Annotated in this window: 8 protein-coding genes; all 8 read right to left on the reverse strand. The window is 72.2% G+C overall.

The features are described from left to right. Positions 1-8: 8 nt before the first annotated feature. From AC5WJ1_RS24755 to AC5WJ1_RS24790, 8 genes are read right to left on the reverse strand one after another with little or no spacing between them, the layout of a single operon-like run. Positions 9-473 carry a hypothetical protein gene (locus AC5WJ1_RS24755; RefSeq protein ID WP_133095701.1) on the reverse strand — a complete coding sequence of 155 codons (465 nt, stop codon included), beginning with the start codon at positions 471-473 and terminating at the stop codon, positions 9-11. After that, positions 470-3,295 (reverse strand): eCIS core domain-containing protein, encoded by a 2,826-nt coding sequence (locus tag AC5WJ1_RS24760; protein WP_494476627.1) that lies wholly within the window; start codon positions 3,293-3,295, stop codon positions 470-472. The genes AC5WJ1_RS24755 and AC5WJ1_RS24760 overlap by 4 nt, the downstream gene beginning before the upstream one ends. Further along, positions 3,292-6,876, reverse strand: a complete 3,585-nt coding sequence (locus AC5WJ1_RS24765) for an eCIS core domain-containing protein (protein WP_494476628.1) — start codon at positions 6,874-6,876, stop codon at positions 3,292-3,294. The genes AC5WJ1_RS24760 and AC5WJ1_RS24765 overlap by 4 nt, the downstream gene beginning before the upstream one ends. Positions 6,877-6,887: 11 nt before the next feature. Next, the gene (locus AC5WJ1_RS24770; RefSeq protein ID WP_494476629.1) at positions 6,888-9,023 is read right to left on the reverse strand and encodes an ATP-binding protein; all 2,136 of its coding nucleotides are present in this window, start codon (positions 9,021-9,023) and stop codon (positions 6,888-6,890) included. 4 nt (positions 9,024-9,027) lie between these two features. After that, positions 9,028-10,776 carry a hypothetical protein gene (locus AC5WJ1_RS24775; protein WP_494476630.1) on the reverse strand — a complete coding sequence of 583 codons (1,749 nt, stop codon included), beginning with the start codon at positions 10,774-10,776 and terminating at the stop codon, positions 9,028-9,030. A gap of 2 nt (positions 10,777-10,778) precedes the next feature. Next, the gene (locus tag AC5WJ1_RS24780) at positions 10,779-11,027 is read right to left on the reverse strand and encodes a hypothetical protein (RefSeq protein WP_494476631.1); all 249 of its coding nucleotides are present in this window, start codon (positions 11,025-11,027) and stop codon (positions 10,779-10,781) included. Between the two features lie 11 nt (positions 11,028-11,038). Next, on the reverse strand, positions 11,039-13,303 hold the full coding sequence (locus AC5WJ1_RS24785) for a hypothetical protein (protein WP_494476632.1): 2,265 nt from the start codon (positions 13,301-13,303) through the stop codon (positions 11,039-11,041). 12 nt (positions 13,304-13,315) lie between these two features. Continuing rightward, positions 13,316-15,304 (reverse strand): hypothetical protein, encoded by a 1,989-nt coding sequence (locus tag AC5WJ1_RS24790; protein WP_494476633.1) that lies wholly within the window; start codon positions 15,302-15,304, stop codon positions 13,316-13,318. Positions 15,305-15,310 lie beyond the last annotated feature (6 nt).

The raw sequence follows: 15,310 nt of genomic DNA on the forward strand, positions 1-15,310 counted from the left end.
GGGCCGATTCAGGCCAGCTCGTGTTCGGCGGTGGCAAGCAGCGTGCCGAGCGGGATGCGCGGCAGTGCGTGGATCGCGTCGTATGCGAGCGCGAACGGGTCAAGCCTGGCCCCGGCCGGCACCGGCGCGTCCATGCCGGTGACCACAAAGGCAAGATAGAAGCGCTGCTGCGGATTGTCCTGCACCGTGAGCTGGCCGCCGTGGCGGGCCATCACGTAGTGCGCCAGGTAAAGGCCGAGCCGGTTCAGCAGCCAGGTGCGCGCGTCGTCCGTCGCCGCCTGCAGGTCGGTGCGATCGACAAAGGCCGCGAGCCGCGCGAACTGGCCCTGCGGGTCGTCCGACAGGGCGCTGTGGGGCACGATGCCGGCGACCTGCGCGAGTTCGTCCAGCATGTCGCGCTGGCGCGCCTTGAGCGTGTCCAGCCAGGCGCGGCGGGCGGCCAGCGAAGGGAGGGGTTGGGCGGGCTCGGTCAAAAGCTGTACTCGATAAAGACGATGCCCTCGTCCCGCAGCGCCTGCCGCAACGCTGCAGAGGGCGGGGCGTCGGTGAACATCCAGCGTGGATCATAGCCCGGGACGTTGTTGCGCAGCCAGACATCGCGCTGGATCTGTTCGCGGATGCGGTCGGTGAGTTCGACCTGGTTCGGAATCCCGCCGCGCTGTCCGGGCACGCCGATCCAGCGCGTGTACGATTTTGCCTCGCCCGCCAGCACGCCGCCGCCGGCCTGCGGCACGGGTACGTCCACGTAGCGCCCGCCGGTATTCGGCACCGGGAAGTGCTGTTGTCCCGGCGCGCCGTACACTTGCTGCAGGTATGTCTCGCGCTCTTGCCACAGCATGGGCTGGCGCATGCGGCTGATCTCGTCCCAGGTGTACGTGGTGGCATTGCCCGGCCCGAGCATCAGCGGCTCGCGCGGCGGCGGCGTGATCAGCACACGCGCCGGCTGGCTGCCCGTCGACAGCGGCGCCAGCGTCGACCCCGGCGCCGTGGGCGAGAACGGCACCAGCGCTTGCGGGCCCACCGGGACCAGCGCCGTGCTTGCCGCCCCGGTGCCGCTGCCGGCCTCCAGCATCAACGGCGCACTGCCGGCGCCGCGCGATGGCACGGTGGCACTGGCGGCCACCCGCATGCCGCCGCCTTCGAGCAGTTGGTACAAGGTTGCGGTTTCTCCCCGCACCATGATCACCAGGTCCGGACGCGAGGCAACGGTCACGAACATGGCGCCGTCCTCGCCGATGGTGATGACATACTCGCCGTGTTCGAGGGTGCGTGCGGCGGTGGCGCCACGGCCCGACAGCGCCAGTCCACCCTGTGTCAGCGGCGCCGCGCGCGGCATGGCGGTGCCGGCGCGCAGGGCACCGCTGAACATGCCCAGGTAACCGGTGGCCACGCTGACGAAGCCGTTTAGCACCATCGCGTCGCCAGCCTGCTGCTGCTCAGGCGTGAAGACATCGTGTGCGCCGATACCCAGCCGGTAGGCGGAACCAATGCGCATGGCTTCCTGGCCCTTTTGCACGCTGTAGTAGCCAAGCGAGATCTCCAGCGCGGCAAAGAACGCAATGCCCGCGGCGGAGGTGGGCGGGAAGATGGTCAGCAGCAATGCCAGCGCCGACAGCGCCGCGACCACCACGGATTCAACCTTGTCCCAGAACGCGTTGCTGTCCATCTCGTCCTGGATGGCGGTACGGACCGTCTCGTCGGCGAGAGGCAACAGGCTTCTGATGACCGGGCCGAAGTGCTCATAGCCAACTTCGTTGGCCCGGATCTTGGCCATCAGTTCGTCGTAGTTGCCCTTGCGCGTGGTGATCGCCGACAGGATCTGCCCGCGGATATCCTGCGCGGTGCCGGTGCGCAACGTGTTGAGCATCCCTTCGGGCAGCACCTTGTAGCCCGATGGTCCAAGCGCGCCGATGATCGGCCCGACCCGTGCCAGCGCCTGCCGGGTTGCCTCGGGATCGGGGAACAGCTGGTGCAGCTCGGCTTCGGCAGTGCCGGCCGGCGGCCGGTACAGGCCCGGCCGCGCGAGTTCCATGGCCGGATGCGCCGCCGGCGCAAGCCCATAAGGCCCGGCCAGGTCCGGCGGGCTGCTGAAGCGGGCCAGTGTTTCGAAGCGCGAAGGCGGGCGGATACCGGCGCGCATTTCGTTGGGCGTGGCCCAGCCATAGGGGCTCAGTGCCTCGCGTTCGGTGCGCGACGCGGAGATCTGGGTTTCCAGATGGCAACCGGTGCAGGCGCGGAACTGGCCAAAGGCCTGCCGCGCGCGCAGCTCCCGCATCTGCGGGTCGCGCATGTCCTGAAGCTCGAAGTAGGGCCGCGACGCGCCGGATTGCGTCATGCCCAGCGCGGCGATGTCCTCGCTGGGGATCATGTCCTCGACCAGGACTGCCCACATGCCGAGATTGCGTTTGTTCGACAGCAGCCGGTGGATTGCCGTGGTCTTTACGAGCTCCTTGAACGACGCGACACGCTCGTCCAGCGAGCCGGTGAGGTCTAGGACGGTCGGGTTGGCAGGATCCGGCGCCGCCATGCACATCTGCGGCTCGGCCGGCTCCTCGGCCCTGCAGACCTGGGACGCGTCGTCGGCGGGGGCCAGGCTTAGCAGGGAGGACGCGGAACCGGTGGATGCGGACGATGTGGATGAAGACAGGGGATCGCGCCGCAGCGTGGGCCCGGCTTGCGCGTCGTCCTGCAGTACATGGGCCAGTTCGTGCCCGATCAGCCGTTTGCCTGCGCTGGTGTGTGGCTGGTACTCGCCGGCACCAAAGACGATGCTCGAGCCGATGGCGAACGCGTGCGCATCCAGCCGTGCAGCGCTGGCGGCCGCCTGCGCAGTGTCATGAACGCGCACTGCCGACAAGTCTGCCTGGTAGCGGCTCTCGAAGAAGCGGCGCGTGCCGTCATCCAGCGCACGCCCGGGACCCGGCGCGAGGTCCGGGGTCTCGGCCAGCCAGTCCCGGCCGCGCGGCTTGCGCCGCAAGGTGGCGCCGGCGCTGGCCTGGCACGCGGAACAGGGGGGCTCGCCCGATGTGCAGGTACAGCCTGCGGGGACAGGCTGCGCGCCGCTGACGGCGGCTTCGGCCATCTGGTCGGCCTGCAGCTCGGCGGTGTCGGACGCGACGCCAAGCACCGGCTTGGCACGGATCGCACCGCGCGCGCAAAGCGCCTGCATCGCCAGATTCCCCGCTTGCCGTTGCGGCTCGCGCCTCCCGTGCGCGCGGCCGCTTCCCCTGGCAGGCGCATCGGGGCAGTCGGCGTCACGGACCGGCGCGGGCGGCTTGCGTGAGGTCGGGCTCATGGCCCGCTCCCGGCCGCGGGCGGAGGCTCGCGCCGCGCCATGGTCAGCAGCGTGACCCAGCGGGCGATGGCCTGCTGCTCTTCCGTGGAGATCTCCGACGATGACATCATCGGCTCGAGCGTGGTGGTTTCGCCGATGGTGGCGACCACGCGCGGCGCCATGGCTTGCCGCAGCGCTTCGGCTTCCCGTGCGCGGCGCGCCTCGGCGGCCGCGGCGTCGGCATTCCAGGATTCCGCGCTGCCCGGCACCACCTGGTCGAGGATGTAGGCGGAGACGCCGCCCGCAATCGCGCCGACGATGAAGCCCACCACCGCACCGGCCGCGGTGCCGGCGCCCGGCACGACAGAGCCTGCCGCCGCCCCGATTTCCATCGAGACGATGGCGATGCCCACCGCGCGGCCGACCCGCGTGGTGACCTCGAGCCCGCTATGCGGGCGCTGTTCCTGGCTGATGTTGTAGATCTCGATGCCGCCCGAGAACAGCGCAGTAGGCCCGGCGCGCGCGCCAAAGCGGGCCAGCCCGCTCAGCGGTGCGCCAGTGGCGATGGCGCGCTGTGCCATGTAGTACGTCAGCCGGCTCTCCAGTGCCGACTGGGTGCCCGACAGCGCAAAATCGCGGCCGCCGGCCAGCGCCAGTTCCTGCGCCCAGTCAGGGTGTTCCTGGGTGTCGACGTAGATCGTGCCGGCGGTGGTCACCACACCGACGATCATGCCGCCGAGGCCGCCCCGGCCAAAGCTCTCGGCGGTAGCCCGGGCAGAGCCGAGCCGGACGTGGGACAGCACATCCGGCTGCAGCACCGTGCCGGCCTGGTCGCCCAGCGCCACGGTTGCGACGTCGCGGAATCCCTCCAGCCGGTTGAGCTGGGCGGTGGTCACGCCGCTGCCGGTGACGCGGCCGGCGACCAGGCCCTGCGCCTGCGCGCGCGCCTGGTTGTACTGCTCCGGCGTCATGGACGCGCGCGCCGCGTCCAGTTCCGCGGGGGAGTGGAACGTGCGCGGGCCGGAAGCGGTCGTGACGGTGACGGGACTGTCCGCCATGGCGGCGCCGAAGCTGGTGCGCAGCCGGCCGTCCCAGGCCGCGTCGCTGTGCAGCGTCGCCTGGAAGGCGCGCACATCGTCGGCATTGATCGCCAGCAGGGCGTTGCCGAGGACCTGCTGGCGCGCCGCGTCGAATTCCGGCGTGCCGCGCTGCAGGGACGGATTGCCGGTCATGGCACGCACGGCCGAAAGCACCGGGTCGGCTTGCGCCGCGGTGGTCCAGCGGGCGCCGCCGCTGCCTGGCGCGCCGGCCGTGCGCGCGTCCGCCAGGCCCTGGCCGATGCGCTCGCCGATGTAGCCAAGATCGTGGCTGTCGATCTCCAGGATGCGAGTCGGCGTGGCAATGGTGGGGCCGACGGGGGGCGGGCGTGCCGCGTCCGCGGCGGCAGCCATGGCCGGCGCGCTGCCGATCGGCACGATGCGGCTGGCGGCGGTGCGGCCCAGCTCGGCCATGGCCCGGTTGAACTCGGCGGTGGAGATACGCTGGTTCGGCGGGTAGGACAGGCTTGATCCCGCCACGCTAAAGCTGGATGCCGCCGGCGCGCGTGCCGCCAGTTCAGCCAGGCTGCTGCACATCACCGTGCTGCCATCGCGCAGCGTGAGCCGGACCGGCGCAGCGCGCAGCGCGTCGGTGTACAGCGCGCGCAAGCCGCCGGGGCGCGCGATCATCCGGTTGGCCCCCCCGGGCGGCGCGGCGTTGGGGTTGGCAATGGCGCTGCGCAGGCTGGCCAGGTCGGCGTCGGGCACGGCAAACATGGTGTCAGACAGGAAGCGCGCCTGCGCCTGCTGGTACGCGGCCGTGCCGGGCGCCAGCGTGGCATCGCCGCTCGCCTGCTGAAGGTGGCGCAGCACCAGGTCCGTGCTGGCGGGCGAGGTCGCGCGCCGGCCTGCCACGTCCAGCAGCGCCTCGATCTTCATGGTGTATTGCTGCTGCCGCGTGTCGTAGTCCGCGGCACCGCTGGTGGTCACGGAGATCGGCTGGATATCCAGGATGCGCGGTACCCGTCCCTCGCCCGGACCGAAATCCACCACGGGGAAGTTGCCGGTCTGCGTGCGGCCGGTCACATCGACCCAGGATACGCGGTTCAGGTCCTGCAGGCCGGTGCCCCAGCCGGTGCGCCAGTCGCTGCCCATGCCGATCTCGCCGATGCGCCCGCGGAAATTGGCGTCGGCCAGGCCCAGCGGCAGCTGTCCCGGGGCCGTGCCCGGGCCATAGGGATGAAACCCCCCTGCCAGGCGGTAGTCGAGAAACGGCGTACGGCCGATCCCGCCCTGCGTCGGCAGCGACAGGCCACGTTGCCGCTCGGCGGCGATCGCGCGCTGGATCAGGTCGGCGCGGTTGGCGATCATCCCGTCAGCCTGCGGACCGCTGATGGTGCGGTAGCCCAGGGTCGCCACGTAGGCGCGCACTTGCCGCTGCGTCATGATTGCGCCGCCCAGCGTGACATCCGCAGCGCCCATCGCCGCCGCGGCGTTGGTAGTGACAATCTCGATGATGCCGGGCGCCGCGCTGCCGCGCATCTGGTAGAGCGCCGCAGGCGTGGTGTCGGTCCGTTCAGCCAGGAACACAAAGCCGCGCGCGATGCGCCGTGTCCGCTCCGCCGCGATCGCGCGCTGCAGCCGTTGCCAGCCGGCGGTTCGCGGGCTGGTGGCGGTGGCTTGCGCGAGGAACGTGGACGCCTCCAGATCGCGAGCGATCAGGTCGGCATTGGTCAGCGTGCGCACATCGGCATTGGCCGGATCGAACGCGGCAGGCGCCGACGGGACCGCGGAGGATGCCGGCGAGGTCGATGACGATGACGAGGACGAGGACGTGGCGACCGTCCCCCCGCTTGCGTCGTCGGATGAGCAGAATGCTGGCGGCGGCATGCTGGACGGCGTGTCCGGCGTGCTGGTCTCCTGCCGGCCGATGGCGGCGACCTGACCGCTGGCCGGGCGCGCCGCGCCGCGCGCACCGTCCAGGACGCGCGGGCCCAGCGCATGCGCCTCGCGTTCGGCGGCATCGTCGTGGCGGCTCAGGCTGCGCAGGCGCCCAGGGCCGAACGCCTGGTTTTGCGCGACATGCACCAGCTCGTGCCCGAGCAGGGCGCGGCCGGCCCGGGTATCCGGTGCCCACTGTTCGGGCCGGACAAAGACGTGATTGCGCCAGGTCAGCGCATCCGCGCGGCTGCCCGCCGTCAGTTCGGCGGCGGCGCTGCCGTGATGCAGGCGGACATGGCCGAGCGACAGTCCCAGCGTTCCCTCGGCGGCATTGCGCATCGCTGCAGGCAGCGGCTGGCCGGATACCGTTGATGCCTGTGCCGCGGCGGCCTCGAGCCCGTCATCCGGCCGGGCCGCGCTGGCTGCGGGGATGGCGGTCGCGCTGACGGTGGCGCTGACTGGCGGCGGGGCCAGCAAGTGTTGCACTGCCTGGTTGCCGAGCACCGCCAGCGGGGCCGGGCCGTGATGGCCTGCACCCTTGCCCGCACCTGCGCTACCGTCCGGCTGCCTGGTCCGGCTGGCGTCGGGATGCGGCGCGGCCTTGCGGCTGTCGCGTGTCTTCATGGCTACCGCCGTCAGGCACGCCTGTGTTCGGCGGCGTCCTGGTGCGCGCGAAAACGCGCTGCCGTGCCCGCGTCGCCATGCTTGGTCTGCCGCCGCGACAGCGCCCGCATCAGCTGCGCCATGCCCACCGCACTGCCTTCGCCGGCCGCCAGGAACGCGGCTTCCAGCGCAATGGCCTGGATGTCCCCGCCGGTCAGCTCGAACTGCTCGGCGATAAAGGCATAGTCAATATCGCCCGCCAGCGGCACCTCGGCCGGGAACATGCCGCGCCAGAGCTGCTCGCGCAACACTGCGTTGGGGCGGCCGAACTCCACCGTGTAGTGCATGCGCCGCGCAAAGGCAGGGTCGAGGTTCTTGGGCAGGTTGCTGGCCAGGATCACCACGCCGTCGTGTGTTTCCATGCGCTGCAGCAGGTAGGCCACCTCGATATTGGCGTAGCGGTCGTGCGCGTCCCTGACCTCGGCGCGCTTGCCGAGCAGGGCGTCGGCCTCGTCGAACAGCAGGATCGCGTCGGCATCCTGCGCCGCGCTGAAGATGCGCTCCAGGTTTTTCTCGGTCTCGCCGATGTACTTCGACACCACGCTGGCCAGGTCGACGCGGAACAGGTCCAGCCCGGCGTGGTTGGCCAGCACCGAGGCGGCCATGGTCTTGCCGGTGCCGGAGGCGCCGGCGAACAGCAGCATCAGTCCCGCGCTGCGGCCGGTGCGGCCCTGCATGTTCCAGTCGCGGAACACCTGCTCGCGGCAGGCGATGGCGGCGCCGATTTCATGCAGCAGCTGCAGCGTGGTGGCGGGCAGCACCAGTTGCGGCCAGCGGTGCGGGCGCGTGGCCAGCTCGGCCACCTGTGCCAGCCCCTGCGCGGCGAGCTGGCGCGCGGCGCGGTCGAGGGCCTCGTGGCCGCTGGCGATGGCCGGGTCGGCCGCCCACAATGCCTGCGCGGCGCGCACCGCCTGCCGGATGCGGGTGCCGGACAGCGAGAAGCGGGCGGCGAGCGTGTCGGCCAGGCTCGCGGCCGGCTGTCCCGCATCGGCCAGCCGGGCGTCGCGGATGGCATCGGCCCATTCCCGTGCGCGCTCGGCGCCGGTGGCGGCCGGCAGCGTGAAGGTGGTCAGCGGCAGGCGCGACAGCGCGGGCAGGGGGCGCCAGTTCGGCGGCACCAGCCACAGCACGTCGAGGCCGCCGTCGAGCGTGCGCCGCAGCGCGGCGGCCAGGCGTTCGTCCGCGGCGGCGTCGCGGCTGGTGCCGGCGGCATCATGCAGCACCAGCGCGGCGTGCGCGAGCCGGGCGGCCAGCAGCGGCGATGTGCCGGCCAGCAGGGCGTGCGGCGCCAGGTGCAGCGCGTGGCGGCCGCGGAGGGCCAGCAGGCGGCGCGCCCAGCCGGCCTGGCGTTCGGGGTCGTCGCTGCGGCAGGCGATCAACTCGCTGCAGGCGGTTGGCGCGCCGACGGCGTCGGCTACGGCTTCCAGCCAGGGTTCGTCCGCGTCTGCCGTCTCCTGCGCGGCGGGCGGGATGCCGAGCAGGAATTGCGCGACCGGCGGCGCCAGCGCCAGGCTTTGCCCGAGCGTGCTGCGTTGTTCGTCACTGTCGGCCAGCACCAGGATGCCGGCCGCGGCCAGCGCGCGGACGCGGCCGCGCAGCGCGGCGGCGTCATGCGGGACCACGTCGGCGCCGAGCAGCCGGCACACCATGTCGACGGTGGCGACCTTGCGCGCGATGTCGTTGTTCAGGTAGGCGTAGAGCGTTTCGTAGCGCAGGTCGAGTTCAGGCGCGAGCACCACGAACAGCAACTCCAGATCGTCCGGCGCCAGCGCCAGCCGCTCGCCCAGCAGCGCCAGCGGCGAGCCCGCGTTGAAATGCTCGCGCCACTGCGCGGCCTGGCGCGTCAGCGCGCCGGCGGGATCGGCATCGGGTTGGCCGAGCTGCCCGGCCTGCTGGCGCAGCAGCGCATCGACCTGGCGGTCGGAGATGTAGAGGCCGCGCAGTTCGTCGAGCGACAGTTCGTAGCGTGCGCGCAGGCGCAGGATCTCGCGCTCGACCAGGCAGTCCAGCCACAGCCGTTCGTTGCCGAAGGGATGCGCCTGCGGCCATGGCGCCGGCATCGGTGCTTGCCGGCCACCGGCGATGAGCGGGTCGAGATCGCGGCGCATGCGTTCACTCCGTGCAGTGCAGGCTCAGCTCGCGCCGGCCCGGCCAGGCCACGCGCAGCCGCGCCATGCCGTTCAGGCTCAGCAGCACGTGCAGCGGCGGGCGCCGCAGCGAGAGGGTCCAGGCGGTCCCGGTTGCGGCGCCGGCACCGCCGCGGTGGGCCTCGCCGCGTGTATCGAGCACGTTGGCGAACAGGTACGGCAAGGTGCAACAGGCCGCGCCCGGAATGCGGAAGGCGATGCGCCGCAGCGCGGCCTGCGCCAGCGTGGCGAAGATGTCCCGCCAGGCCGGCGGCAGCGCCGCCAGCACCGGGCTGGCACCCAGCAGCGCAAGATCCTGGCGCAGCAACCGTGTCAGGCGCAGCCGCATGGCGAGCGGCAGCGGCGCGGACTCGGCCAGGCCAGCCGGTGGCGTCGTGGCATGCAGGCGGCAGGCGCTGCCGGGTTCGATCCATACCTCGGTGCGGATCGCGCCGGCTGGCACCCGCAGCCGCGCGACGCCGGTGAAGGCACAGCGGCGCAACGAGGCGGCGAGTGCCAGGGCCGGCGCTTCGGCGTCCGTGGCGGCCAGCCAGTCGTGCAGCGCTGGCAGTGAAAAGGCTGGCGCCACCTGCAGGAAGGTGCGCCAGAACGGGTCGCGCCACACCCGTTCGCCACGATGGCCGGCGGCGATCGCCAGCGCCAGCAGCGCGGCAACGTCGCGCGCGCTGCCGGCCCCGGCCGGCGGCGCGGGCAGTGCGCTGGCCCAGCCGCCGTCGAACAGGTCATGCAGGGCAGGCAGCAGCCACGCGAGGCCGCCGAATGGCGCGTCAAGCGGTTCCGCAGCGGCATCGGGTGTGGATGGCGCGCGCTCTTGCTGCACCTGCCTGGCCTGTGCCGCCAGCGATGCCATTGCCGCACGCACAGGCTGCGGCGTGGTGGCGAGCAGCACCAGCCAGTCGGGATCCGTGGCGCAGACAGGTTTGCCATCGATGACGCCGTGCGCGGCAAGACGCGCCAGCACGGTGGCAGGCATGTCCTCAGGCATCGACAGCAACGCCGCCAGCCAGCACAGCGCGCCGATGCCAGCCGGCTGCGCCGCGCCGCCATGCGCGAGCAGCCACAGTGCCAGCAGCGCGGGCGCGACGCGGCCGGGCGACGCCTGCCGCCATGCGCTGGCGGCAGGCTCCAACGGGCCCACGTCGGTGGCCTCGCTCTCCTGTTCGTGCCAGCGGGACAGGATGCGCACCGCCTCGCGCTCGCCCAGCGCCGCCAGCAGCATGGGCCAGCTTGCCCTGTCCAGCAGCGCCAGCGTGGCGCGTCCCGTGGCGGCGTCTTCCGTCAGCAGGGTGCGGATGGCCGCGCCCGCCGGCAGCATGCGCAGGCCGGCGAAGCGGTGGAAGAGCCAGCTGTCCCAGCCGTCGCCGCGCAGCAGCCGTTCGATAAAGCGCGCATGGTAAGCCGCGCGCGAGGGCATCCTGATGGCGTCGCCGGCTGGATCCGCCAGCGCGCGCGCAAAGGCCAGCGCCAGCTGGCGCGACCAGTGCCGCACGATCTGCCCGGCGGGGCACGCGGTATCGATCTCGCAGGCGATCTCCAGCCGCGGCAGCAGCACCACGGCGTCGTCATCCAGCCCGAGTGCGTCGAGCTGATCCGCCAGCGCCTGCGCCAGCTGCGGCGCCAGCGCGTCGAGCTGGTGGCCGAGCGCGGCCGGCGCGGGGTGCGCGGCAGGCACCGCATATGCGTTGTGCCACTGGCGGATACGCAGGTGGGCCATGGCTAAGCCTGCGCAGTGACGGCCGCTGCAGGCGGATGCGCATCGACGGCCAGCAGTTCTTCCAGCACCTGCGCGGCGCCGCCGATGCGCAGCAGCTGCTCGCGCAACGTGGCGGCGCGCGCCTCGGCCTCGGCCAGCAGGCGCTGGCCCGCGCTGTATTCGCCGCGCAGCGTGGCCAGGCGCGCCTGCAGCAGGCTGCGTTCGATGGGCGCGGCGGATGCCGCGGGCGCATTGGCGGTGGCGTGGTCCATGGCGGCTCCTTTCAGGTGCGGGGCCCGTAGGCGACGAAGTGGAAGGCGTTGTCGACGAAGCTGCCTTCCGACGGCGGCGTGACGTCGCGGGCGATCAGCGTGAAGCCGCCGGGGCCGACGTTGCGCACGGTGCAGACCTGGTCGTCGTTGGCCGAGTCGACCAGGCTGGCGACGATGACCGGCGTCGCGGTGAAGGCCGGCGCGAAGCTCACGGTGTACTGGCCTGTGCCGGTGCGCGTCGCGCTCCACCCTGTGCCGGCGGAGCCGCCACCCGCGCTGGCCTGCCCGGCCACAATGCGCATCTCGGCCAGGCCGCCTACCGCGAAGTAGTCGCCGTTGTCGCCGAGCCGGATCGCGCCGCGCACTTCCAGCGTGCTGGCGGGCGCAGCGGTGCCCAGGCCCATGCGCCCGGCCGGGGTCACGGTCAGCTTGTCGCCGTTGCTCCACAGCCGCGCATTGCCGCCGCTGGCGTACCAGACCCAGCGCTCGCCGTTGCCGGGGTTGCCGACAAAGGCGCCGGTCTCGCGGTTCTCGAACGAAAACCCGGCGCCGCCGCCGCCGCTGTGGATCTCGCTGCCGAGCACGTGCAGCGTGCGCGACGGCGTCAGCGTGCCGATGCCGACGCTGCCGCCGAACAATGCCAGGTCGGACGAGTTGCCACGGGCCTGGCCGATCCAGCTGGAGAATTGCGCGGCCGCCTCGTTACCGTTGCCGACCTGCTGGAACTGCACCCGGGGCGGATCGTCGAAGTCGCTCAGCACCAGCAGCGGCGCCAGTTGCGGGCCGTACTGGAACCAGGCCTGGCCGGCATCGGGGGCGGTGCTGCTGCCCATCTGCAGCCACTTGCCGTTGCCCACCGCATTGCCCTGCGGCGACGGCACGCCCTGGATGTCGAGCCGTGCGCCCGGCGTCAGCGTGCCGATGCCGACGTTGCCGCTGGCCGCCTCGATAAACAGGTTGCTCAGCGTCGGATCCGACTGGGTCACGTTCAGGCCGTTCTTTGCCGGGCCCATGTTGATCTGCCACGCCAGCGCGCCGCCGGTGCCTTCCAGCCCGACCAGGCCGCCATTGGCCGCGAGCGCGCGTATTGTCAGCGGCAAGGCCAGCGCCTTGTCGGTGCTGCCGATGCCGACACGGCCGTCGTGCTGGATCGCCACGCCGGCGGTATAGCTGAATCCGATCGCGCAGGGATCGGTGCCGGTCGGGGTGGCGGCGCCGAGGGTGAGCCGGGTCGGGCCGGCGCTGCCTTGCGGCTGCCCCAGCAGCACCCGCAGGTCGACCCCGTCGACGGCACTGGGCGCGGCGCGCTGGAGCGCGGTGACGGTGCCCTGTGCCAGGTAGTCGGTGCCGCCGGCATCGACCCACTCGGCGCGCGTGCCGTAGTAGCGCAGGTGGCCGCGCGCGCGCGTGTCGGCGTCGAGCCAGACCGGTTCGCGGAAGTGCGGCGTGTCGGGGTCGCTGGCGCAGAACACCAGGTCGGCGGCGGCGAGCTGGTCGGCCTCGCACAGTTGCTCGACCGGCGTGGCGCCCGCGCGCGGGATCCAGCGGCCGCGCAGCCGCAGCAGGCCGCCGGTGCCGTGCAGCGCCTCGCCGATCCAGCCGGAATGCCGGCGGAACAGGCGCGACTGGGTGGCGCTGGCGGGCGTCGGTTTCTGTAGCGTGCCGCCTTGCCACAGCACGCGCCCGACCGGGATCAGCCACAGGCTGGGATCGTCGTCGCCGGGAAAGCGCTGCGCCGGCACCGAACCATCCGGCGCGAGCGGCTGCAGCGGCAGCAGCGCACCCGGCGCCTCGCGCGCGTCGCCGTAGCTGTCGTCGCCCAGCGCCACGCCGCCCTGGCGGGTTTCGATGGTCTTGCGCTCGCCGACCTCGACCAGGAAGGACTCCACCACGCGGGCATAGGCATCGGTGGCGCCGCATACCTCGAAGCCGGGGCGCACGCCCTGGCCGGCGGCCTCGTCATAGCGGATCCATACGTTGACCAGCCCGGCTGGCTGCCCCGCGAACAGGCCGGCGTCGAGCGGGAAGGGCTCGGCCACCACGATGGCGCGGCCATAGCCGTCGGTGGCCAGCCCCGGCGTCAGGTAAGCCTCGACCGCGCCCTGCGGCGAATCCTGGTAGACCAGCTCGATGCCGGAGGCGATGCCCCAGCTGTGGCTGCCCAGGTGGTGGCGCGCCAGCTGTGTGCTGAAGTAGCGCAGCAGCGCCTGCAGGTCCTCGGCGCCGAGATACTGGCCCTCGAAGAAGCGCGGACGCTCGGCAAATTCGGTGGTCATGGCGCACTCCTCCTAGCCGGGTTTGCGGCCGCCGCGCTTGGTGGCAGGCGCGGGCTTGGGCGCAGGTCTGGCCGCTGCCTTGAGCCGTTCGATCTCGGCGGCCTGCGCCTTGACGCTGTCGCGCAACGCGTCCATGTCGGCGCGCAGGATGGCCATGGCATCGGGGGCGGCCGTCTCCGGCGCTGCCCCGGCAAAGGCCGTGGCGCGCAGCGACAGGCCCAGCGCGGCGTCGAGCAGCGGTGCGATCGCGGCCGCGACGCTCGGACGCATCAGTTGGTTGGCGATCACGAACTGGGGCAGGTTGGCCGTCTCCGCGGGGGACAGCCGGTCCCGGCCATTGCCGGGGCTGCCGGGCCCCATCATGCTCTCGGCCAGCGTGCTGAACTCCAGCGTCTTGCCGGTGCGCGCCAGCGCGGCGCGCAGCAGCCCGGTGGCGCCGGCGATGCGTTCGGGTTCGGCCACGGCCGGGTTCAGCAGGTCGTTGGCGCGCTGGTAGGCCGCATCGGCCAGCTTGATGTCGGCGCTGCCGCTGCCGTTGCCATTGCCGTTGCCATTCCCGGCCGCGTTGTCAGGCGCCATGTTCGGGGCTATATCGGGCACCACCTCCGCGCGCATCGCGAAGAGCCCGGGCTGCGCGCCCGCCGCGCTGTCCTGCAGGCGGTTGTCGGGCAGGATGCCGCCGATATCGAAGCAGCACAGGTTCTCCAGCAACTGCCGCAACTGCTTCCCGAATGGCAGGATGCCGAGCCAGTACTGCAGCGACGGGAAGGTGGTGGCGAACTTGCGGTGCACGGTCCAGTTGCACACGCGCAGCACGCGGCAGGACTGGGCCCCGCAGCCGCCGGCGACATGCAGCGACGCCAGCGGCACGCGCACCTCGCGCGTCGGCGCCGGGCACGGCGGCAGCAGCGCCGAGCAGAAGCAGGCGAGCATGGCGTCCAGCCACACGATCATCAGCAGCACCACCGCCAGGTAGATGGCGCCCGCATTGGCGAGCGTGCCCGCGGCGGGGTAGGAGATGGCATTGAACTGTGCCATCAGGTCGCAGTTGTAGCTGCCGTGGCTGCCGAAATAGCGCCGCAGCTGCATGCGCGCCGCGCCGAGCCACTGGTACCACGCCAGCGCTTCGGCGGCGGTGGCGGGGACCTTGAGCGCGCCGGGCAGCTTGGGCATCTGCGTGACCAGCAGCTCGACGCAGCAGCGGAAGCGCTGCATCAGTTCGGAGTCCGGGTTGAAGGCCTGGTTGTTGCCAGCCGCGCCCCCGACGGTGCTGTCGCTGGTCCCGACCGGGTCCGGGGCCTTGTCGGGCGGCTTGCGGTAGACCTCGAAGGCAAAGCCCTCGCAGATCACGGTGGGCTCGCACTGCACCGGCGCGCCGCGCGGCCTGGCCAGCGTGGCGCCGTTGCAGCCGCACTTCATGCCGCCGCAGGCACCGCCACAGCCGCACTTGCCGCCATTGCCGCCGCAGGCACAGCTGTTGGCGGTGCAGTCCGGCGCTGGTCGCAGCGGCTTGACCCCGCGCGCCGGCGCCTCGGCGTAGCGGATCGCCAGGATCCACTCCTCCTCGCCGGCATCGCACTGCTGCGGCGGCGGATGCTTCATCGGCTCGCACTGCTGCCAGCGGTGCTCCGCGTCCTTGCAGCGGCGGATCAGCTCGCACACATCGACGCTGACCGCCTCGCACACCACGATGTCGTCGCCGCAGGGGCTGAGCGCATAGCCGCAGCCGACCGCGACGCCGTCGCCGCACGGGTTGCAGGTGACTTCCAGCCCGTTGACCACGCCCCAGCCGTGCAGCTGCCGGTTGTGCAGCCGGTGCTTGCCGCGGATATAGCCGTCGAGCCGGTTGAGGTCGTCGGCGGTCAGCACCTGGCCGGCGAAGAAGCGCGGCCGGCACAGGCATTCCAGCATGCTGCAAGTGCCGCAGACGCAGGGTTCGGGCGGGCAGGCGGTGGGGCTCTGCCCCTGCCGTTTGCGATAGAGGTCGTTCACGGTGTTCATGGCCTG

The organism is Cupriavidus sp. MEYA8 (genome assembly GCF_059278825.1).